The sequence below is a fragment of the Streptosporangium sp. OZ121 genome, from assembly GCF_051918885.1.
GTDB lineage: Bacteria > Actinomycetota > Actinomycetes > Streptosporangiales > Streptosporangiaceae > Streptosporangium.
This window is the reverse complement of sequence record NZ_JBPXMC010000001.1, coordinates 325,195-345,257: the sequence shown is the minus strand read 5'-3', so window position 1 is coordinate 345,257 and position 20,063 is coordinate 325,195. Positions and strand designations below refer to the sequence as shown.

Annotated in this window: 29 protein-coding genes; 26 read left to right on the top strand and 3 right to left on the bottom strand. The window is 66.1% G+C overall.

Translation table 11 applies throughout. The features are described 5' to 3' along the window. Nucleotide 1 precedes the first annotated feature (1 nt). On the top strand, nucleotides 2-1,159 hold the full coding sequence (locus tag ACTOQ1_RS01810; protein ID WP_440063920.1) for an acyl-CoA dehydrogenase family protein: 1,158 nt from the start codon (nucleotides 2-4) through the stop codon (nucleotides 1,157-1,159). Between the two features lie 84 nt (nucleotides 1,160-1,243). On the opposite strand, the gene ACTOQ1_RS01805 is transcribed toward ACTOQ1_RS01810, so the two are convergent. Then, nucleotides 1,244-2,515, bottom strand: coding sequence for a tyrosine-type recombinase/integrase (locus tag ACTOQ1_RS01805; protein WP_440063919.1), 1,272 nt, complete (start codon nucleotides 2,513-2,515; stop codon nucleotides 1,244-1,246). A gap of 556 nt (nucleotides 2,516-3,071) precedes the next feature. Here ACTOQ1_RS01805 and ACTOQ1_RS01800 point away from each other — a divergent pair. After that, nucleotides 3,072-4,241 carry a hypothetical protein gene (locus tag ACTOQ1_RS01800; protein WP_440063918.1) on the top strand — a complete coding sequence of 390 codons (1,170 nt, stop codon included), beginning with the start codon at nucleotides 3,072-3,074 and terminating at the stop codon, nucleotides 4,239-4,241. 194 nt (nucleotides 4,242-4,435) lie between these two features. Here ACTOQ1_RS01800 and ACTOQ1_RS01795 read toward each other — a convergent pair whose 3' ends face one another. After that, nucleotides 4,436-5,515, bottom strand: a complete 1,080-nt coding sequence (locus ACTOQ1_RS01795) for a pentapeptide repeat-containing protein (RefSeq protein ID WP_440063917.1) — start codon at nucleotides 5,513-5,515, stop codon at nucleotides 4,436-4,438. Nucleotides 5,516-6,106: 591 nt separating this feature from the next. On the opposite strand from ACTOQ1_RS01795, the gene ACTOQ1_RS01790 reads away from it, so the two are divergent. The 18 genes from ACTOQ1_RS01790 (at nucleotide 6,107) to ACTOQ1_RS01705 (ending at nucleotide 16,869) form a co-directional block, all read left to right on the top strand. Further along, nucleotides 6,107-6,442, top strand: a complete 336-nt coding sequence (locus tag ACTOQ1_RS01790; protein WP_440063916.1) for a hypothetical protein — start codon at nucleotides 6,107-6,109, stop codon at nucleotides 6,440-6,442. Between the two features lie 81 nt (nucleotides 6,443-6,523). Next, nucleotides 6,524-7,009: a hypothetical protein gene (locus ACTOQ1_RS01785; protein WP_440063914.1), complete on the top strand. Its 486-nt coding sequence runs from the start codon at nucleotides 6,524-6,526 to the stop codon at nucleotides 7,007-7,009. 74 nt (nucleotides 7,010-7,083) lie between these two features. After that, nucleotides 7,084-7,707: a hypothetical protein gene (locus ACTOQ1_RS01780; protein WP_440063912.1), complete on the top strand. Its 624-nt coding sequence runs from the start codon at nucleotides 7,084-7,086 to the stop codon at nucleotides 7,705-7,707. Nucleotides 7,708-7,712: 5 nt separating this feature from the next. Further along, on the top strand, nucleotides 7,713-7,994 hold the full coding sequence (locus tag ACTOQ1_RS01775) for a hypothetical protein (RefSeq protein ID WP_440063911.1): 282 nt from the start codon (nucleotides 7,713-7,715) through the stop codon (nucleotides 7,992-7,994). Nucleotides 7,995-8,135: 141 nt separating this feature from the next. Then, complete coding sequence (locus ACTOQ1_RS01770) at nucleotides 8,136-8,456, top strand: hypothetical protein (RefSeq protein WP_440063909.1); 321 nt, start codon at nucleotides 8,136-8,138, stop codon at nucleotides 8,454-8,456. Between the two features lie 21 nt (nucleotides 8,457-8,477). Next, a complete protein-coding gene (locus tag ACTOQ1_RS01765) occupies nucleotides 8,478-8,795 on the top strand; it encodes a DUF6011 domain-containing protein (RefSeq protein ID WP_440063907.1) in 318 nt (105 codons plus the stop codon). A 188-nt stretch (nucleotides 8,796-8,983) separates the two neighbouring features. Further along, the gene (locus ACTOQ1_RS01760) at nucleotides 8,984-9,253 is read left to right on the top strand and encodes a hypothetical protein (RefSeq protein ID WP_440063906.1); all 270 of its coding nucleotides are present in this window, start codon (nucleotides 8,984-8,986) and stop codon (nucleotides 9,251-9,253) included. Nucleotide 9,254: 1 nt separating this feature from the next. Further along, nucleotides 9,255-9,671 (top strand): hypothetical protein, encoded by a 417-nt coding sequence (locus ACTOQ1_RS01755; protein ID WP_440063904.1) that lies wholly within the window; start codon nucleotides 9,255-9,257, stop codon nucleotides 9,669-9,671. Beyond that, nucleotides 9,668-9,952, top strand: coding sequence for a hypothetical protein (locus ACTOQ1_RS01750; protein ID WP_440063903.1), 285 nt, complete (start codon nucleotides 9,668-9,670; stop codon nucleotides 9,950-9,952). Before ACTOQ1_RS01755 ends, ACTOQ1_RS01750 begins: the two co-directional genes overlap by 4 nt. 41 nt (nucleotides 9,953-9,993) lie before the next feature. Further along, nucleotides 9,994-10,545 carry a hypothetical protein gene (locus ACTOQ1_RS01745; RefSeq protein WP_440063901.1) on the top strand — a complete coding sequence of 184 codons (552 nt, stop codon included), beginning with the start codon at nucleotides 9,994-9,996 and terminating at the stop codon, nucleotides 10,543-10,545. A 75-nt stretch (nucleotides 10,546-10,620) separates the two neighbouring features. Further along, a complete protein-coding gene (locus ACTOQ1_RS01740; RefSeq protein WP_440063900.1) occupies nucleotides 10,621-12,240 on the top strand; it encodes a DUF3560 domain-containing protein in 1,620 nt (539 codons plus the stop codon). Between the two features lie 110 nt (nucleotides 12,241-12,350). Further along, nucleotides 12,351-13,964 carry a hypothetical protein gene (locus ACTOQ1_RS01735; RefSeq protein ID WP_440063898.1) on the top strand — a complete coding sequence of 538 codons (1,614 nt, stop codon included), beginning with the start codon at nucleotides 12,351-12,353 and terminating at the stop codon, nucleotides 13,962-13,964. Nucleotides 13,965-13,973: 9 nt separating this feature from the next. Then, nucleotides 13,974-14,711, top strand: coding sequence for a hypothetical protein (locus ACTOQ1_RS01730; RefSeq protein WP_440063896.1), 738 nt, complete (start codon nucleotides 13,974-13,976; stop codon nucleotides 14,709-14,711). Between the two features lie 11 nt (nucleotides 14,712-14,722). Further along, the gene (locus tag ACTOQ1_RS01725; protein WP_440063895.1) at nucleotides 14,723-15,019 is read left to right on the top strand and encodes a hypothetical protein; all 297 of its coding nucleotides are present in this window, start codon (nucleotides 14,723-14,725) and stop codon (nucleotides 15,017-15,019) included. A gap of 57 nt (nucleotides 15,020-15,076) precedes the next feature. Beyond that, a complete protein-coding gene (locus tag ACTOQ1_RS01720) occupies nucleotides 15,077-15,499 on the top strand; it encodes a hypothetical protein (RefSeq protein ID WP_440063894.1) in 423 nt (140 codons plus the stop codon). A 132-nt stretch (nucleotides 15,500-15,631) separates the two neighbouring features. Next, nucleotides 15,632-15,961 carry an HU family DNA-binding protein gene (locus tag ACTOQ1_RS01715; RefSeq protein WP_440063893.1) on the top strand — a complete coding sequence of 110 codons (330 nt, stop codon included), beginning with the start codon at nucleotides 15,632-15,634 and terminating at the stop codon, nucleotides 15,959-15,961. An 18-nt stretch (nucleotides 15,962-15,979) separates the two neighbouring features. Then, nucleotides 15,980-16,354 (top strand): YkgJ family cysteine cluster protein, encoded by a 375-nt coding sequence (locus tag ACTOQ1_RS01710; protein ID WP_440063892.1) that lies wholly within the window; start codon nucleotides 15,980-15,982, stop codon nucleotides 16,352-16,354. Nucleotides 16,355-16,530: 176 nt separating this feature from the next. Then, entirely contained in the window at nucleotides 16,531-16,869 is a 339-nt protein-coding gene (locus ACTOQ1_RS01705) for a hypothetical protein (protein ID WP_440063890.1), read from the top strand. A 43-nt stretch (nucleotides 16,870-16,912) separates the two neighbouring features. On the opposite strand, the gene ACTOQ1_RS01700 is transcribed toward ACTOQ1_RS01705, so the two are convergent. Beyond that, the gene (locus ACTOQ1_RS01700) at nucleotides 16,913-17,410 is read right to left on the bottom strand and encodes a hypothetical protein (protein WP_440063889.1); all 498 of its coding nucleotides are present in this window, start codon (nucleotides 17,408-17,410) and stop codon (nucleotides 16,913-16,915) included. A 239-nt stretch (nucleotides 17,411-17,649) separates the two neighbouring features. Here ACTOQ1_RS01700 and ACTOQ1_RS01695 point away from each other — a divergent pair, with 239 nt between their 5' ends. From ACTOQ1_RS01695 to ACTOQ1_RS01670, 6 genes are read left to right on the top strand one after another with little or no spacing between them, the layout of a single operon-like run. Continuing rightward, complete coding sequence (locus tag ACTOQ1_RS01695; protein WP_440063888.1) at nucleotides 17,650-18,162, top strand: hypothetical protein; 513 nt, start codon at nucleotides 17,650-17,652, stop codon at nucleotides 18,160-18,162. A gap of 8 nt (nucleotides 18,163-18,170) precedes the next feature. Then, entirely contained in the window at nucleotides 18,171-18,437 is a 267-nt protein-coding gene (locus ACTOQ1_RS01690) for a hypothetical protein (protein ID WP_440063886.1), read from the top strand. After that, nucleotides 18,434-18,817, top strand: coding sequence for a hypothetical protein (locus tag ACTOQ1_RS01685; RefSeq protein WP_440063885.1), 384 nt, complete (start codon nucleotides 18,434-18,436; stop codon nucleotides 18,815-18,817). Before ACTOQ1_RS01690 ends, ACTOQ1_RS01685 begins: the two co-directional genes overlap by 4 nt. 32 nt (nucleotides 18,818-18,849) lie before the next feature. Continuing rightward, nucleotides 18,850-19,119: a hypothetical protein gene (locus ACTOQ1_RS01680; protein WP_440063883.1), complete on the top strand. Its 270-nt coding sequence runs from the start codon at nucleotides 18,850-18,852 to the stop codon at nucleotides 19,117-19,119. Continuing rightward, nucleotides 19,112-19,459, top strand: coding sequence for a hypothetical protein (locus tag ACTOQ1_RS01675; RefSeq protein ID WP_440063882.1), 348 nt, complete (start codon nucleotides 19,112-19,114; stop codon nucleotides 19,457-19,459). Before ACTOQ1_RS01680 ends, ACTOQ1_RS01675 begins: the two co-directional genes overlap by 8 nt. Then, nucleotides 19,452-20,048 (top strand): hypothetical protein, encoded by a 597-nt coding sequence (locus tag ACTOQ1_RS01670; protein ID WP_440063881.1) that lies wholly within the window; start codon nucleotides 19,452-19,454, stop codon nucleotides 20,046-20,048. The genes ACTOQ1_RS01675 and ACTOQ1_RS01670 overlap by 8 nt, the downstream gene beginning before the upstream one ends. The last annotated feature ends 15 nt before the right edge of the window (nucleotides 20,049-20,063 follow it).

Below are 20,063 nucleotides of genomic sequence, written 5' to 3'. Positions count from 1 at the left end.
CATGCCCAAGCTGACCGAGGAGTACGAGGAGCTTCGCAAGACCGTCGAGGCGTTCGCCCGCGACGTGGTGGCCCCGGTGATCGGGGACCTCTACGAGCGCGAGCAGTTCCCCTACGACATCGTGCGGCAGATGGGGGCGATGGGCCTGTTCGGGCTGCCGATCCCCGAGGAGCACGGCGGCATGGGCGGCGACTACTTCGCGCTCTGCCTGGCCCTGGAGGAGCTGGCCAGGGTCGACTCCAGCGTGTCGATCACCGTCGAGGCCGCGGTGTCGCTGGGCGCGATGCCGATCTACCGGTTCGGCACGCCCGAGCAGCGCGCCGAGTGGCTGCCCAGGCTGACGTCGGGCGAGATGCTCGGCGCCTTCGGGCTCACCGAGCCCGGCGGCGGCTCCGACGTGCCCGGCGGCATGCGGACCACCGCCGTGCTGGACGGCGACGAGTGGGTGATCAACGGTACGAAGGCGTTCATCACCAACTCCGGCACCGACATCACCGGCGTCATCGGCGTGGCCGCGATCACCGGCGAACTGGCCGGGGGGAAGAAGGAGATCTCCACCATCCTGGTGCCGTCCGGCACCCCCGGCCTCACCGTGTCGAAGAAGTACTCCAAGGTGGGCTGGAACTGCTCCGACACCCGCGAGCTCTCCTTCGACGACTGCCGAGTCCCGGCGGGGAACCTGCTCGGCGAGCGCGGGCGCGGCTACGCGCAGTTCCTGCAGACCCTCGACGAGGGCCGCGTCGCCATCGCCGCCCTGTCCACCGGCCTGGCCCAGGGCTGCGTGGACGAGTCGCTGCGCTACGTCCGCGAGCGCCGGGCGTTCGGCCACCCCATCGGCCACTACCAGGCCATCCAGTTCAAGATCGCCGACATGGAGGTCCGCACCCACAGCGCCCGCCTGGCCTACCACCACGCGGCCGAGAAGATGCTCGCCGGCGAGCCGTTCAAGAAGGAGGCCGCCATCGCCAAGCTCGTCGCCGGCGACGCCGCCATGGACAACGCCCGCGACGCCACCCAGATCTTCGGCGGGTACGGGTTCATGAACGAGTACCCGGTGGGCCGCTTCTACCGCGACGCCAAGATCCTGGAGATCGGCGAGGGCACCAGCGAGGTGCAGCGGATGCTGATCGCGCGGGAGCTGGGGCTCTCCGGCCTCTGACCTGCTGAAACCTCGATCACGCCGAAGGTCATTTGGTGGTTTAACTACCAACTGATGATCTTTCGGCGAGGGCTCAGTTCTGTCTCAGTTCTGTCCACTCGCGAGGCGAAGATGGCTCATGCGCTTGTCGATCGCCTCGCGGGCCCGCTCATATGAGGTTGTTTGCATATGGGCATAAACACGGAGAGTGAACGCCGGGTCGGAATGCCCAAGATACTCGGCAAGCTCGTTGATCCCGACCCCGGCGGGGAGGGTGACACTCGCGTAATAATGCCTGAGCTGGTGCGTCCCCTGCTTCCTGTTGGTGACGTATCGGCGTCGTCCTCGCGCGTCCTTCGCCAGTTCGGTGATGATCCCTACCTTGACCAGTGCGGGCTTCCAGATCGTCTCGTCGTAGTTCCGCTGGCGGATATGAAGATCATCGGTTAGCCATCGAAACAGCACGTTGTATGTTCGAGGCTTCCCGCTCAGCTTCTCCCAGGGAAGCGTGTACGGCCGTGGCTTGTAACGCTCAATATGGGAATGCAGGTATAGGGAAACCCATTCTGGCATCGGGACGACTCGCTCTTTGTCGTTTTTCGGCAAGGCGAAGACGAACTTACTTCCGAGCTTCTTAACCTGTCGCCGTACATGAATGACTTTCTCGTCGAAGTCGATATCTTCTAGTGCGAGCCCGAACCACTCGCCTGAGCGCATTCCGCATCCGGCGCCTAGAACAGGCATGGCACGGAGATGCTCGGGGTGGACGTCAATAATTGACCAGATCACGTCGTCCGGCCAGGCGATGATCTTTTCTTCGGTGTTCTTAGAGACCTTGATGATCCCTGACTTGGCTGGATTTTTCTTGATCTTTTCGTCTGCAAGGGCGAGGTCGAAGATTCCTTGCAGGACCAGAAGAACGCCTCTGACCGTGGACGTTTCAAAACGGCCGGAGAGTTCAGTGAGGAACTTTTGAATCTCTGACGGTTTGATTGAACCCACTTGGCGTTTTCCGTACTTCGGCTCTATGTGGAGCCGGTAGTGCGATTCGTAACGAATTACGCTTGACGGGTCGATTCCGGCCCGTGAGGTTATCCAGCGCTTGCCGTAGGTGCCGAAGAGAATCTTGCCTGCCGCCGCCTCGATATATTCGCCCCGAGCTAAATCCTCCTCCATCTTGCGAGCGTATTTCCTGGCATCCTCCTTGATGCGCCGTGTTGCGGTCTTTTCCTTGCCGTCCGGTCCGATCCAAACACCCTGCCATCGGCAGGCTTCGCGACTGCCGCCGTTGTCGGGATGTTTGGCGGTTTTCTTCTTTTCCAGCTCGCCGTCGACGTTTTCTACGGTGGCGAACCACAGGTCTCTAACCCGTGCCATTTGGCTCTCCTTGAGGGGGTGTCACTAGCGTCGTTTCGCCGCTGGGTAGCGTCGGTGATCCGTCCCGGCTGCATCCATTGCTGAATGCACAGCGTGTTACTTACGTAACTCTTCGACGTCTTTAGTGATCTTGAAGGCGCGCCTCGAATGTCCAAAGCTGACGCGATATGGTGTGGATAATGCGTCATGTACGTCAGATGCGTCAAGGGGCTTCGGGGTGTTCACCTGAGTCCCGCCTGGCATCTCAGGTACCTGGGGAGCCGCCACCCGAAAACAAAAATGCGCCCCCCGTGTAGGGGAGCGCCGGAGACAACCTCACCTACCCGCCGACCGGCTCTTAGGTTTGGCCGCCGTGCGAGCTGATCGAGCGGTAGGAAATGCCTCAACTTACTTGGAGCCGACAATATCATCTCGCCAAGCGTCTAGCCTTTCGCGCCCGAAAATCGACGGATCAGCGCGCTGGCTAGACGTTCCCCTGGGCCACAGTGCTGCGGTAAGCAGCCATTTCCAGATCCCCCGCGCCCTCCTGTACAGCCCCGACCACAGCGGCCTCGCCGTGGCCGTCTGGTGCCTGTACGAAACCCTCGAAGCCCCCGACCTCCTCGGCGGCCGGAAGCCTGCGCGCGCACGACGCTCATGGAGTGCCGAGCACCTCGGCACCACCGAACGCACACTCGACCGCGCCCGCACTCAGCTCCTCGCCGCAACGGTCAGCAGGCCGTGGCTCGTCCGCGAAGTGCGTGGCCGCAAACGCTCGACGCTTCACCGCGTGCTCGGCCGGCCCCGCGAAACCGGCGCACCCTACGCCGCGGTGCCCGCCTGGACGCTGGACCTCGTCCACGCCGGAACGAGCCGCCCCGAAGGGTCGGTGTCGCCGGACACCTGGCGCACCTACGCCGTCCTGGTCGACCGCCTCGACGTGCAAGGACACGACCTGACCGTTGCCCGCCTGGGGGAGTGGCAGAGCGGTTCGGCCGACACCGCGCGCCGCCGCCTGCACGAGCTGGAAACGGCTGGGTGGGCGGTGGTCCGGCGTACCTCGGGCCGGTGGATGCATGTGCGCGTCATCTACTACAAAGACCTGGTGGGGGGCACGGAACGGGGAGAGCGCGAGGAGACGACCCCTTGCGAATCCGGGGAGGCACCCCTCGCAGATCTGTCTACCCACCCCCTCGCAGATTTGACGAGTCAACCCCTTGCAGATCTGTCGACTCCATATGAGACACCTTCAGAGGATTCACCCTCAAAGGACACACCTTCAGAGGATGATCTTTCTCCTCTCGCCGTAGGCGACTACCTCGCCGTACGCGTGCACGCGCGTACGGCTGACGCCGAGAGGAAGATCAACGAAGGGGGAGTGCGTGCAGCCCCTCGGCGGGCCGGGCCCAGGCCCAAGGGCGCGCCGAGCGTCATGGCCCTGCTCCCGCTCGACTGGCAGGCCCGCATGACCGCTGCGGAGATCGAACGGGTCGTGACTGCCATCGAGGACGAGATGAGCACCGGCCGCACCGTCGCGGACATGCAAGCCCGCGTCCGTCGCCGCCTGCCTCACTGGCGCGGTCGTGAGGTGCGTCGTCCTGTCGCTGCTGCCCTGATCGTGGTCCGGCGCGGCTACGACTGTCCGCACCTGGCCTGCGAAGACCATGTGCTGCCGTCCGGGCAGGAGTGCGGGGCGTGCGCGGAGATCGGCACGCAGGTCAACCGGGCACGGCGGGCCGTGTCGTGACGATCCCGGACGTTCCGAAGGCCATGCCCGAACTAGTCGACCAGGCCCATCCCCGCTTCCAGCGGCTCGAGAAACTGGAATCCGCAGGAGCCTAGCAATCGGTGAGAAAGCCCGGCCGTACGCGATACGTAACGGACGGCCGGGCCGCTCGAAAAGCTGCCGAAGTGTCGGGCGCCGTCGGTAACTGCCTGCAGCTACTCAAGCGACCTCGGGCCAAAGAAGGTGTTCGCATCCGTCTTGGCGATTGCGCGCGCTTCTTTCTCTGAGATGCCGGAGGCCCCGCGCAGGTCCGTGCCACGCAGGTCCGCGGCGGCGAGGTCCGTTTCGCTCAGGTCCGCGCCGCTCAGGTCCGCGCCACGCAGGTCAGCACCGTACAAGCCTGCAGAGCTCAGGTTCGCGTCACGCAGGTTCGCGCCACGCAGGTCCGCACCGGTCAAGCCTGCAGAGCTCAGGTTCGCGTCACGCAGGCCCGCGCCACGCAGGTCCGCACCGTACAAGCCCGCGCGACTCAGATCCGCGTTGTACAGGAACGCTTCACTCAGGTTTGCATCGCTCAGGTCCACGCCGCCTAGGTTCGCTTCAAACAATTTGGCGCCTTTGATACGTGCCTCACTTAAATTGAAATAGGACGAAGGGGCGGGGTAAGTATCCGGTTGGTAAATCTTTTTTCTACGGCCGAAGACTGTTAGTGCCGCCTGGATTTCTGTTGAGGGTTTTTCTGAAAGTTTGGCTGTGGGTTTGGGGTCATGCTGTCGGACGAAAGCAGTAAGCACGTCGTAGATCGTTTGGTGGTCTCGGGGTGAGTCCTTCGCCAGGCGCTCCAGCGCGTAGATGCCACCTAAGCGGACATCGTCCTTGTCAGAGCCGAGCTGTTCAACGGCTTTGGTGTAGCGGTCGGTAATCTGCCCTTGCTCGGCGATGCTCTGAGCTTGGCGGGAGGTTTCGAGGCTCTGGGCGGTGTACCAGAGCCCTTGGGCGGTGAATACGACACCACCGATCACCACCAGGCCAGTTGCGGCTTGCACCAGAGTGTGGCGGGCGGCGTTGATTGCCTCAACACGTTCGTGCGCCGACAGCTCGCGCCGATCTTCCTCAGTCAGCGGGCGTCGCTCCCCGGCCAGTCGACGCGCTCCAGGGCCGAGCAGAAGCGCGAGCACCAGCGAGACGACTCCCGTTAGCGCGATGCCGAAGCAGACCCAACGCACCCAGTCCGGCACCGCCACGTTCAGCGCCACCATCCCCGCAGCAGCAGACGCACACAGGATGGCGATCACTACGAGGATCCAGAGCCACCGTTTCCCCGGCCGAGGCGTGGTCGGCTCGGGCTCGCTGGGCATCGGAGATTCCTCAACGCCCGAGGGCTCTGGTTCGGGGAGGGCAGGTGCTTGAGAGGAGGATCGCATCAGCTGTACCGCTGCGGCCCCCAGAGCCACGCCTACCAGCGCCCGCTTCACCCACTTGTCCGACATACCGCCATTCCACCTGTCGGTGCCGTCCGACGAGGAGCGAATCAGCCAGAAAGTCACTCATTGAAATCGAGTCGTATTGCAGAGGTAGCGGGCGGGCGTTTCAGGTTGGCGATGCCCGACGCGTCCGACGCGTCCGACGCGTCAGATCGTGTTTTCGTTCTCCATGTGCGTCACGTGTGCGCGTCTGAGCTTCACGGTGAGCGTGTTTCAGTGTGCGTCTGGTGTGATACGCGTGTGCGCGTCGCGCGTTCCTTAGAGACCGTTTCAGCGCTTCACCTGCAATGATCAAGCTGATTCCTTAAAGGTACGCATTGCTCTCGTGAGCTGATATGATCAGAACAGCACCACGCAAGATCGAAAAGCCTCCTACCAGCACAAACACCCCCGGAGAACAACGTGACCGCCACACTCGACACCGCCGAGTTCCACGTCCCCCTCCCCGCCGACGTGGCCGAAGACGCACAGGACGCCCAGGCCAGCGCCTTCCACACCATCGAGGCCATCGAGTGGTCCGCCACCGCGCACCTCATGAACGGCAAGACCGTCACCGCCGACGAATGGAACCGCGCACTCCAGGACGTGAGCAACCGCATCCGTGCCGTCGCACGCTTCATCGCCTCCGACTACGTCGACGAGGACGGCGGCACCTACGACGACCTGAGCCACTACCAGGGCAGCCAGGTCATTGCAGCGGCGATCTCCACCGCCTATGGCATCCTCGCTCGTGGGTAGCGGTTCCGATTCCCACGCAGTCCAGCACCGGCCCCCCGAACACATCGTTCGGGGGGCCGACCACATTAAGGAGCACCGGCAGTGACCACCGCGCCCAACTTCGTCGTTCCGCTCCGGATTCCGGAAGTGAACGGCACACGCCGGAAGTTCGTCGTCCTCGACGACAACAGTGACCTGACCTGCTACTGCGGCAACACCCCCTCGTACGCCGGATTCCGCGAGGTCACCCCCGAAGGCGTCTCGACCGACCCTGACGAGAACTGGCTGGGCCACTACGAATGCAGCGCCGTCGACTGCGGCGCCATGATCGACAGCTGGGCAGCGGTCAGCGTCGAGCCGATCGCCCTCGCCGACCAGCTCCTGACCAGCCTGCGCATCGTCGCCGAGCTCGACGACGACACCCAGCCTGAATACGCCGAGATCCACGCAGACCTCAAGCGAGCGCTCGTCACCCTGCTCGGCACGCAGTCGGTGGAGCCGGTCGAAGCTGGCTACTCGATCAACTACGCCCTCGACACCGGCCAGCCGATCGTGGCGGCCGTCTTCGAACAGGGCGGCTACCTCTAACCGCTGACCGCTCCACCCCACCGATCACCGGCCCCGCGAACACTTCGCGGGGCCGTTCACATTAAGGACACCAGATGTACGCGAACACCCTGCCCACCATGCGCGTCGCCGCCCAGGCATGTCGGGAGGCAGCGAAGAACGGCGTCCCCACCAAGGCCCTCGACACCATCGTCTGGTTCGCCAACGCCAGCGGCGTGTGGAACGACGAGACCCTCGACGCCAACAGGGCGAACGTCTACGACCTCGGCAGCCACACCTACTACAACCTCTGCCAGATGCACACAGTGAACACCGGCAGCTCGCCCTACCCGGACGAGTCCGACACGTTCGACGACATCACCGAGGAAGACCTGCCGACGTTCATCACGTCCGTCCTCAACTGGTTCGACGCGAACGACGATGCCGACGAAGCCACCCCGCCGGCCGGGGCGCCACCCGAGGTCCCCAACGGCTTCAAGATGGCTGAGCACCTGCTGGCCGTGATGCGCCTCGCCAACGCCTCCGACATCCCCGGCTTGCCCAATCAGACGGGGCGCCGCGAAACCGACGGCGTGTACGGACACACCCACGAGGCGCTGATCCGGCTCCTCCGCGTCATCGGCTGGCCCCGAGAGATGGCCGTCGAGGCGATTCTCCACGCCATCAATGAGGGCTGCACGATGAGCGCCGCCCTGTTCGCCTGCCAGACGGGCCGGTGACCGGCATGACCACCGCAACCGCGACCGTCACTGAAGCCCAGGCCGAGCAGGTCCGTGTCGCCATCGCGAACCTTTTCGGAGCCGACCCGGTCCTGATGGAAGAGGGATGGGACGACGTCGACGGCCGAGTCATCGCGTGGGAAGGCGACCCGTACAACTGGCCGCAGTACGTCCCCTATGGCGGCACCGACTGGGAGAGCGGCTACGAGTTCCCGCCGATCAAGCTGCCGGGCGGCGTCTGGATCGAGGCGATCAACCACTACAGCGTCGCCGTCCTCCGCGCCTGAACGCGGCGATGGCCGGACCCGCCACAGGTCCGGCCATCTCAACACCAACCACCAACAGCGAATCAACCAGCCCGGCAAAGCTGGACGTTTCTGATCTTAACGTACGAAACCACCGTAAAACGCCGAGCCGAACGGAAGATCATGAAGCAGGTCGTCGAAGCCCACCGTACGTACCGAATCGCGTTGCCGGAAGAGGACTGGTACGAGCCGACCCACATCAGCGACACGCACCACGTGGCGAAGCTGATCCGGGCCGCGCGCGGCTCCGGCCTGCACATCCAGGTCACCCCGGTCACCAGGCTCCGCGCCGCCAACGCCTGCTCCTGGTGCCGCGCCCGGCCGCGCGGCTGGGAGCACGACTGCGACGGCCCTTACGAGTACTCCGTATGCGACGACGACCAGTGCCGCGAGGCGCGACGCCGCGCCTACGAAGGCGAGATCGCCTACCCCTCGTACTACTAACCCCCGGAAAGGCACCACCACATGACCGCCACCACCCTTGAGCCCGGCGTCTACACGAAGAACGACCGCGTCTTCGAGGTCAAGAAGAGCCGCCGGTACGGGCTCCTGCAGGTGAAGCGCATCGAAGTCGTCGGCAAGAAGGTCCGCCGCAGGCCCGCGGGCATCTCCCTCCGAGAGCTCACCCCCGCCGACGCGATCGGCCAGGACGCCGCGGCCTCGTTCGGCAAGCAGTTCGGGATCTGCTGCATGTGCTTCCGGCTGCTGAGCGACCCGACGTCGGTGTCTCTCGGCATCGGGCCCGTCTGCCGCAAGACGTACTTCCCCAACCTCGGCCGCTAACCACCATGGGCCGCCCGGCCTGGGCGTGCCCTGACCTCTGAAAGGACTTCGGATGCTCGACACCAGCCGCTACCCCGACGACTACGACGACGAAGACGGCTTCTACACCGACGACAGCCCCGACATGGACGGCTTCGGCAACTGCTACTCCGACGCCGACCCCGGCCTGTAGAGAAAAGGACCACACCATGCCGTACCAGCCGAACCGCACCGCCACCCAGATCATCAAGCAGCTCACGGGCGCGGGATTCACCGTCAGCGTCCCCGGCGAGCCCAGCCGGGCCCGCTACACGCTGACCTTCTACCGGAGCGTGCACTTCGGCACCATGGACGTCAGCGCGGCGAAGGGGCGGGCGCTGCGGCTGTCCATGACCAACCAGCTCAACGGCAGGACCAAGACCGCCGAGGGCGCGGTCAAGATCCGCAAGCTGCTCAACGACCTCCCGCAGGAGTCGTGAGATGGGCGCCCCCGGCCGCATGATCATGACGACGAAAGCCGGACTGACCGGCTGGACCGTCACCTCCGAACCGTCGTACGGCGACGGGCTCACGCACCTGGTCTTCACCCGAGACGACTGGGAAATGACCGTGAGCTTCGACAGCCAGGCCCCGCGCTACGCCACCATCAAGCAGCCCGGCAGCAACTCCATCGGCGCCCTGTCGGTGACCATGGTCGACCAGTACCTCCGAGGCAACCGTCAGCGGATGTCCGAATTCCCGGCCGGTACCCGCGTCGTCTGCGGCGGCCGGCCCGGCACGGTCGGCCACATCCGGCCCACGCAGGACGGGGACGTGCGAGTCCTCGTCCGCTACGACGACCGCACCGTGGGCGAGCCGTCCACCACCCACCTCCAGCTCGAAGGAGCCGCCGCGTGAACGCCGTCATCGAGTACGACCCCATGCGAGGCAACCACGGCGACGTGCGGCTGCTCGTCGACGACCGCCTCGTGGAGAAGGCCGTCTACCGCAACGCGCCCGAACGCGAAGCCGGAGCGTGGGAGCTGACCATCCTCACCCCGGACGGGAAGCCCATCGACGAGTACCGCGGCAACCGCTACACGGCGGCGATGTCGGTTCTGCGTGAGCGGCTCCGCGTGGTCCACGGCGTCGCCTCCGGCGACATCACCGAGCGGTCCACCGCCAACCACTCGATGTAAGCGGAACCGATTCCCACGCCACCAACAGGAAGGAAACCCTCATGACCACCCTGACCGCGCCTCTGCGCGGAGAGCCGCTGCTGGCCGCCAGCATCGCCGCCATCGAGGAGGCCCAGGCCCTCAAGGAGCGGATCAAGGCCGGATCCGTCGACCCCGACCCGCGCACGCCGATCACGCTGTGGGACCAGCGCGTTTGGCGTAACGAACTCTGCATGCCTGGCTGGTACGGCACCACGCTGTGCCTCGCTGGATGGGCCGCCCAGCTGGGCGGAGGTGAGTGGTTCATCACCTACAGCCCGGACGGGCCGCTGATGGCCGGACAGCCCACCGACCTCCCCAAGTACAGGTGGGCGCCCCTGCTGGACTACATGGTGGCCGCGCCCGGCGATCCCGAGCACGCGATCACCGAGCACTCCGGCCACCGGATCATCCCCGTCCAGGCCAAGGCGATGCTCTACCTCGGCCTGAAGCCCATGATCTGCCGCGACGAGGACGGCGAAATCGAGCGCGGCGTCCACCACGAGATGTTCCTCGGCCACCTGACCTTGAGCGACCTGCGCCACTGGTACGACCTGCTTTACGTCCCCTTCTGACCCACCCCCGCGCGCTGGCCCCGCTCGGGCGGGGTCAGCGCGTGGAAATCGGAACTGATTCCCACGAGGAGAACCGTGATCACCATCAGCCACAGCCACGAAGAAGGAACCCTGCTCGACGGCTCCCAGAAGGGGGACGGCGTCTACGAGATCGTGAAGAAGCACGGCTTCAGCTTCTTCCCGTCGATCCGTGCCATCGGCATCCGCCAGTCGCGTGACCGGGTCGCCAACCGCTACCGGATCAACGCGGCGGCCGAGGCCCTGCGCGCCGCCGGGCACGAGGTGACCGTCGAGATCGACGACACCTTCCGCGACCGCGCCGACGTCCTCGCCGACCAGGGCGACCGGCTCGACGATCGCCGCCACGCCCTGGCGCGCAAAGCTGAAAAGCGCGGGGGCGAGGCCGACGCCGCGTTCAACCGGGCGGATCAGATCGCGGAGCGCTTCGCCGGAGGGCAGCCGATCCTCGTCGGCCACCACTCGGAAGGGAGGGCCCGCCGCGACCGCGACAGGGTCGACCAGGCCATGCGGACGGGCCTGGACAAGAGCAAGGAAGCGAAAGAGGTCGCGCGCCGCGCCAACGCGGTCGGCCGGAGCGCCGCCTACTCGGCCACGCCGGCCGTGACCGAGCGGCGCATCAAGACCGCCGAGTCCGAGCTGCGCGTCATCCAGAAGAACCTGGACGGCTACACCCGGCGGCACCTCGACCACGCTGGCGAGCCGTACTACATCGAGGACCACAAGCCCGCCACTGGCAACTACCGGGAGCAGCTGCTCGCCCGCCAGGCCCAGCTCAACAACCAGCTCGAATACGACCGCGCGCAGCTGCAGGCGGCGATCGACGCCGGGGACCACGTTTCCTACGGCCCGCATAACGTCCACGTCGGCGACACGATCCGCTCGTGGGGTGGCGCCCGCGTCGTGCAGAAGGTCAACAAGGTCACGGTGGTGGTGCCTTCGGGCTACTCCTGGCCCGACAAGGTGAAGTTCACCGACATCAAGCAGGTCGAGTGCCCTCACGGCGACGAGCCGGTCACGCTCGCTGCGAAGCCGCGCGCCCGCGCCGCCAAGAAGCACCCCGAGGTCACGGCGCCCACCCCGGCGGTCGACCTGGAGGAGCTGAAGAGGAAGGCAGCGACCGTGCTGCTCTCCGTGCCGCTCCGCTTGGAGGCGTTCGTCTCCCCGCCGGACATCGCGGAACTGGTCGTTGACCTCGCCCACGTCAAGCCCGGCATGACGGTGCTGGAGCCGTCCGCCGGCGCCGGGGCTCTCCTCCGGGCGGCGGCGGTGGGGCTCGGCGCGACCGTCGACTGCGTGGAGCTGGCCCCGCAGCTGGTGGCGTTCCTCCGAGACAGTGGGCACGCCCGGAGGGTCCTCCACAGCGACTTCCTCACCGTCGACCGGGACCTCCTGGACCCCGCCTACGACCGGGTCGTGATGAACCCGCCGTTCAGCGACGGCCAGGACGTCGCGCATGTCGCCTACGCCCTGAGTTTCGTCAAGCCGGGCGGCTACCTCGTCGCGGTCATGTCCAACGGGGTGACGTTCCGGAAGGACAAGGGCTACCCGGCGCTCCGTGACCTGGTGGAGGCCCGCGGCGGCGAGTTCATCACGCTGCCCGACGACACCTTCGCGCCGTCCGGGACCAACGTCAAGACGGTCATCGCGGTCATCCCGGCGCTCGCCGACGCGTAGAGGGCGAGCCCGTGCCTATCGGGCTCGCCCTGCCAGCACATCGTACGGCCCCGCCCGCTTTCCGCGTAGGCGGGGCCTTCCCCTCTTGATGATGCGAAGGACAGCACCACATGCTGAACCGATTTGTCGGCGTCGACGACCTGAAGATGACGGTCCAATACGCCGGTGGCGGAGGCGACTTTGAAGGTAGCCGCCAAGTCCCCGGCGTGAGCCTCCGTTTCGCCGCCAACCACGACAAGGACTGTGTCGACACGCACGCTGCTAACCACCCCGAGGGGGAGCACTGGCTGGGCGACGTGCAGCAGGCAGACGCCATCCATAAATTCCCGTACGCGCCGCTGTTCTGGTCCTCTCCGGCGTGCCCGGACTACAGCAACGCCAAGGGCGTCAAGCGGACCTTCGACAAGGAGAATCAGCTCGCGCTGTGGGGCGGCGAACTGACCGACGAACAGAAGAAAGCCGTCCGCTCCCGCGCCCTCATGGAGGAAACCGTCACCTACCTGCGGCACTGCCAGGAGGTTCACGGCAAGCCGGTGCTCGGCTTCGGAATCGAGAACGTCCCGCAGGCCCGGTTGTGGGCGTATTGGGACCGCTGGATCGATGAGCTCAAGAAGCTCGGCTACCCCCGCGGGCGGCTGATCGCGATCAACTCGATGCACATTCAGCCGCGGCTGACCCTGCCGAGCATGCAGTCCCGCAACCGGCTGCTGTTCGCGGCCGTACACGAGAGCGTCGGACGTGAGCCCGACTGGGACAAATGGCTACGGCCGCGCGCCTACTGCTCTCAGCACGAGGGGTGGATCCAGGCGGTCCAGTCGTGGAAGAAGCTCGGCCAGGACATGGGCGTCTACGGCATCAAAACCGGCCAGTACGTCTACCGATGCCCGCTGCACTCCTGCCGTGGGCAGATCGTGGAACCGCCCGTGCTGTCGGCATCGGAATGTATCGACTGGACCGACCTTGGCACTCCGATCGGCGACCGGCCCAAGACGGCGAAGAAGCCGCGCGGAATGGAAGAAGCCACGCTGCAGCGGATCGAGATCGGGGCCATGAAGCAGTGGGGAGCTTTCCTCACCCCGACCGGCGGCACCTGGAACAGCGACCCGTACAGCCTGGACGAGACGATCAGGACGGTCACCACACGGGAGAACACCGGTCTTGTCGTTCCTCTGGAAGGCCGGGACAAGCCGGCGGCCTCGACCGACGAGCCGATACGCACGCAGACGACGCGGCGAGAGACGGGGGTGGCGTTCCTGCCGCCGCTAGTCACTCCGATGCGTGGAGGCGGCGACAAGCACCAGGCCCGCCGCGCCGACGTCAGCCCGGTACACGCGGTCACTGCGGGCGGCAATCACCACGGGCTGATCATCCCGCCCGAGTTCGAGACGAGGCCGGAGCCGCTGCTCATGTCGTACTACGGCAAAGGCAGCGTCCTTCCGGTGTCCGACACGATCGGGACGATCCCGACCCGCGACCGGTGGGCGCTGCTGACCCCAGATGGCCGCCTCGACATCGACAAGATCCGGTTCCGGATGCTGAAGGTGCCCGAGCTCAAGCGGGCCCAATCCCTGCCCGCTGGATACATCCTCACGCCGAAGGACCAGCGAACCCAGGTGCGGCTGATCGGCAACGCCGTCCCGCCGCTCATGTCCGAGATGGCGATGTGTGCGGTGGTCGAGGCGATCAGGGGCGCCGACATCGAACGATTCGTCACCAGCGTCTGACCGGCCGACGTGCTGAGACCGCCGCTGTACCTGACGCCACCGAGCACCGAGCCGATCCGCGCGGAGATGCGCGCGGGCCGGCTCGGCGCCATCATCACCCCGGCGCAAGGCAACCGCATCCCCGCTGAAGGCATGGTCGGCATCGACAACGGAGTGTTCACCGGCAAGTACCCGGGCCGCAAGAAGTTCCTGGAGTGGCTGCGCCAGCTACGCGACAAGTTCGACGTTGAGAAGCGGTGCCTGTTCGTGGCCGCCCCCGACGTCGTCGGCAACGCGTACGAGACCGAGCTGTTGGCCCGCCCGATGTTGGAGGAGATCCGCAAGCTGGGATTCCCGGCCGGGCTGGTCGCGCAGGACCACATGGAGCTGAGCGCCTGGGATCCGTGGGATGAGGCGGACTGCTTGTTCGTGGGCGGGTCGACGGCGTGGAAGTTGTCGCCCGCCGCGGCGAACATCTGCCGGGTCGCGTCATCGCTCTGGAAACACATCCACGTCGGCCGGGTCAACTCCTTGTTCCGCTACCGGCACGCCGCGCACCTCATGGATGCGGACTCCGTTGACGGCACCTACCTGACGAAGGCCCCCGACAAGAACCTGCCCAAAGTCCTGAGCTGGCGAAAGAAGGTCTTCACCTCGTCGGCCTTCTTCGGCCATCGACTCCTCACCTCCGACCCCTGGGACGGCGGCTACGTCCTCGTTCCACCGCGTGAAGCCACCCAGCTCGACCTCTTCGACGCCCTGTCATGAAAGGAATCACCGTGTCTGCCATCAACCCCGAGACCTGCCTCCTGTGCTGCAGGCCGACGCACTACCGGATGCCGCAGCTCCTGCCGTACCTGATCGAGCGGGCATCGGACCAGGCCGGATTCATTCAGTTCGCCGTCGACGGAGGCCTCGATCCGGTCACCATCGCCGAGGCGGTGGAGGACACGGCCTACGACTGGAACCGGCTGATCGACGCGCTCGCCGAGGCCTGGCCCAGCACGCCCATGGAGGTCATCCAGGCGCAGGCCGCCGCGTTCGTCGCGGCGGCCCCCGCCTTCGGGTCCGCTTGACGGTGACGGGATCCGAGGAATGATCATCAGCCAGTTCGACGCAGAAAAGGCCACACGATGAGCAGAGCCAGAGCCGAACGGCTCGAACGTCTCCGCGAACTCTGCTTCACGCAGAAACGCCCCATCCCAGTGGGGGCCGCGGCCCGGCTGCTCGACGTGGACGAGCGCACCGCTCAGCGGTACGCCCGCGAGATCGAGGGCGGCATCGACCGGCGCACGGGCCGGTACAACGAGCTGTACCCGCTGATCCTGGCCCACCTGCAGAAGTACCCGCGTTCGTTGTTCACCTCGGGGGAGATCGCCCGCGTGATCAACCGCGTAACGGTCAGGTGGTGCCACTCGTCCACCGCCGCCACGACCCTCGGGCGGATGGAACGCGAAGGGCTCGTCACCTCTTCCAGCGGTGTCCGCTCCAACCTGTACTACGACACCCTGCAGAAGGTCATCTACTGGCGCCTCGCGGAGCAGGAAACCCCGTAGCGAGCTGGACGGGCGCTGACCTGCGGCGTTTCCTTCCCGCCGTCGACCTGCGCCCGTTCTGTCCGAAAAAAGCCCTAATGGGGCTTTACGGCATGTCTGTCTGGGCCCTACTTTTCAATATCAACAAGAGCTATGGGAGAGCACGTGACCAAGAGCGCGATCAAGAGCATGACCAAGAAGGAACTCACCGAGGCCGTCGCGGAGCGGCTCGGCGTGAAGAAGATCGAAGGCGTCAGGGTCGTCGAGGCCGTCCTGGACATCATCGAGCAGACCACCGCCTCCGGCAGGCCGGTGAACGTCAAGAACTTCGGCAAGTTCGAGCTGAACCACAAGCCCCCGCGTGAGGGCCGTATCCCCAGCAGCGGGGAAGTCGTGCCGTTCGAGGAGACGTGGACGCCGAGGTTCACCCCGGGCGCCGGCTTCATCGGCCTGGCCCGCCAGACGCAGAAGAACAAGCAGTAGAAGCGGCACCGACCCCTCATGAGGCGATCCGAGAAAGACGCGCGCCTGGCCGAGCTGTACGCGCAGGTGCCCGACGTCGGCTGTAAGGGCCTGTGTCACCACTCCTGCACAGTGATCCCGCAGGGGCCACGCGAGGGGCAGCGGACCCGGGCGGCCGGGTTCCGCCTCCCGCATTGGCAGGACGCGGCTGATCGGATGCTCCGTGGCGAGAACGTCGTCTGCCCTGCCCTGTCGGCCGAGAACCGGTGCCAGGTGCATGACGAGCGGCCGATGATCTGCCGCCTGTACGGCGCGGTCGAGGGCCTGGCGTGCCCGCATGGATGCGAGCCCGAAGGCGGTCTTCTACCGGCCGCCGAAGGGTGGCGCCTGAGGGACGCAGTCCTGGAGCTGTAGCACGGACGGGATGACGGGCGCGGGCCGCAGGGGCCGCGCCCGTTGACGGTATTGTTGAGTGACCAGAGGGACGAACCTTGACAGCCCTGGGCGTCGAGGCGAACGACCCTCAGGGCATCCTCGCCGCCTTGTAATGGATGACGGCGCACTGCTCAGATACCCGGACGGAGCTACCCATGCCGAGGGCCAGATGGACCGACGAGCAGCTGCAGGGGATTCGGGAGTCTTACCCAACGGAAGAGCCGGTCGAGGCGATCGCTGCGCGGTTGAACATGAAGGTTGAAGCCGTCGTCAACGCCGCCCGGACATTGGGTGTGCGCAGGCCCACCGGCTTGAAGCCTTCGCGCACCAAGTGGCTCCTCACCGAAGATCAGAAACGTGACCTGTTGGCCGCGTACGGCACCGATGAGCCTGTGGCCGAGATCGCTGCGAGGCTCGGCGTCCCGGACTATGTGGTCAGAACCCACGCCCAGGAGGCGGGCGTCCGCCGGCCAGCCAGCGCCCCTTCCGACTGATGTGCAGCTCCTCGAACGGCCCGCGGGATCGATCCCGCGGGCCTCACTCTTCTTCGGCGGCCGGCCCGAGCCGGTCGACGGTAGGGATGCCGAGCTTGTCGAAGTAGTCGTTGAGCGCGTCGTTGAAGAGGTCCGTGCCGCCGAGCTGTTCCTTCTTGCAGGCGGCCACGAGCCTGGCTCTGGTGTTGGGCTGGAGCCGGACGCCTATCTTGCGGGTTGTGTACCCGTTGGGTTCGGCAGGTACGAGGCCGGGGTTGCGGGGGATCGCCAGCTCGCTGTCGGGCTTCATGGTCTTGGGGATGCGCAGCTTGTCGCAGTAGGCGTTGATCGCGTCCTCGAACGTGTCTTGGAGGCTCCGCTGGGTCTGCTCCCAGAAGGCGGTGAGCCGGGCGTCGGTGTCTTCGCGCAGGTGCGCGCCGGTCTGCTTTAGCTTGGTCCAGACGGCTTCGCGGTGCCGTATCTGTGCAGGGCGTTGCCGTGGTAGCGGTTCCGATTCCGACGCGGCTGAAGTCTGAGGCGCGGATGCTTTCGTGCGGGGCATGTGGCGTGGCTCCGTGGCTGGCGGTGTGGCTGTGGTGGTGATGCGTGGCGTGTTTCTACGGTACGGCGTTTTACAGTTCTTGTCGCCTTTCCGTTTATGCGCTTTGTCTGATTTGTGCGCTATGTCCACTTGTTCAGCGAAGGTATACATGCATTCATTCATGGTATGATCACCGAAGGTGGTCGAGAGAGCGAAGCAAGATCACCACCGACCGAACCCCTGACCAGCGGAGAAACACCATGTCCACCACATCAAGCCCCGTGGGAATCGGTCCCGATTCCAGCAGGCGCGGCGAGTTCGTCGACTTCACGAACACCGACACTCGCGGTCTCGGCGTCATCGTCGAAGTCGTCTGGGACGGCGACTACGGAATGGCCAACCTCGTCAACCACAGCTACGAGCGCGACCGCGACGAAGAGACCTCCGCGAACGTCCTCGACCTGCGGCCCCCGACCGACGTGGAGCCCGAGGAGATGGTCCACCTCCTCGCCATCCGAGCGCGGATTCTCTCCCCGAACCCCGAGAAGCCTGTCGCGTTCATCCACGACGGGCACCTGATCTGCCCGGCCTGCGCCGCCCAAGACCGCATCCTCGAGTTCGCCGAGGCGTTCAAAGCCCACACGCTCACCGTGGACGGCGACACGCTCAGCGCCAGCAACGAAGCCGCCACCTTCGAGACCGACCGCTTCGAGTGCAACGCGTGCGGCGCCGAGGTCGAGATCCCCGACTCCATCAACATCATCCACAGCTGAGGAGCACCATGGAACAGTTCAACCTGGCCGACGTCGACGACGCCAGCGCCGCCCTGGACTACGTGTTCAGGCGGCTCAGGACGCCGCTCATCGTCCGTGCCGCCGCCGGACAGGGGCGGGTGCGCGCCATCGGGCTCATCCCCCGCACCGTCACCGCCTGGCACAACCCGGAGAGCTTCGCGCTGCAGGTGGACGACAGCGCCACCGGCCTCCCGATCACCTTCCACGGCGTCATCCAGATCGGCGAAGTCCCGCCCGCTACGGAGGGGCAGTGACCCCGCCGCGCGAGGAGTTCTACTACCTCGCCTACGCCTGGGACGTCACCACGGCGAAGGCCTTCGCCGCCGGCCGCGAACCCACCGGCAACCTCGTCGTGAAGGAGTGGGCCGGGATCCTGTCCACGATCGAGGTCGACAAGGACGCCGCCGCCACGGTGGACCTCGGGGAGCCGATCATCGTCGTGCCTATCGACGATGCCGGGCACTTCCCGATCGACGGCTGGCACCGCATCACTCGCGCCCTCCGCGACGGTGTTCCCGAGCTGAAAGCGGTCATCCTCACCGCCGACGAGGAGCGCCAAGCCCGCATCTACGGCGGCGACATGGGGCACCCGCTCCGGCGCCCGGCCCGCGCGTCCACCCGGGGGAGCCGATGAACCGAAACCCGGTGACTCCTCATGATCAGCGAGTGGCCCAGCGGGTCGCCAACGTCCTCGACTACGCCGGCCGCGTCGTCGCCGGGCTCCAGCGCGGCGACTGGGCGTGGGTCTCGGAGAAGTGCGACGAGTTGCGCTACGAGGTCGGGCTGCTCGGTACGCTCCTCTACCCCGACCACGGACGGCCGCCCCTCGACCCCGCGAAGGTGCGCGAGCGGGCGCTGGCCCTGCTGGCGGCCGACCGGGCCAAGGCCATCACCGACTACCTGGACGACGAGCGGGAGAAGACCACGAATGCCTGACTCCACGATCCTGGCCGCACTCAGCGGTCTGAGGTTGCTGCCCCGCGGGCGCCTCCCGGGATGGCGTGTCGATCTCGACACGCGCGTCCTGCTGTGCGACATGGATCCTGCGGCGCCTCTTCGCACGCGGCTGGACATGCTCCGCGTGTGGAGCGCGCTCCTGGGCGTTCCGATCGGCTACGACCGCCACTCGAACCGGTACCTCGCTGGTTACCTGCACGTGAAGGTGACGCGCAGCGGCGTAGACGCCAGGGTTCGGGCGTTCATCACCCACGCGGAAGCCGAATCGGCCGAGGTGCTTGATGTCCTTCACGGCCAGGAGGAGAACCACGATGGCTAGACCCCGCACCTACGCGCCTGGCGATCGGGTCGCCTTCAAGACTCACGACGGCACGGGAATCAAGTTCGGGCTTGTCGGCAAGGTCGTCGAGGTCATCCGCCGCAGCAACCCACCGTTCTTCGGTTACCTGATCTCCGTCAACGGACTCGAACCCACGGAGTTCCAGGGCGCGCTCGTCACGGACCCGCCGCGGCCACTGCTCGACGAGTGGCGGAAGTGGAACACCGAGTGCCTCGGCCGCGAGTTCGTCGCCGGTTTGAACGACAAGCGGCTTGCCCAGCTGCGCCGCGAGTATGTCGAGGCGTATCCGCGTCTGTCGCGGGACTTCCCGCATCACATCCCGAACCGAATGCCCGGCGTGGAGCCGCTGCACCACGTCACGATCACCCGCACCACCACGCGCCACACGAACCGCTCCAGCAACGGCGCGTTCGAGCGGCAGATCGCGAAGGTGGTGGTGGCTGCGCTGCACCTGCGGCTGGGGGCCGCGCTGCGTCGAAAGCCGGGCCTGGGCCGACCAGCTCAAGGGCGAGCACGAAGCCGCCCCCGACACCGAAAACCTATCGGCCATCGTGGGAATCGGTTCTGATTCCCACGGCAGCGC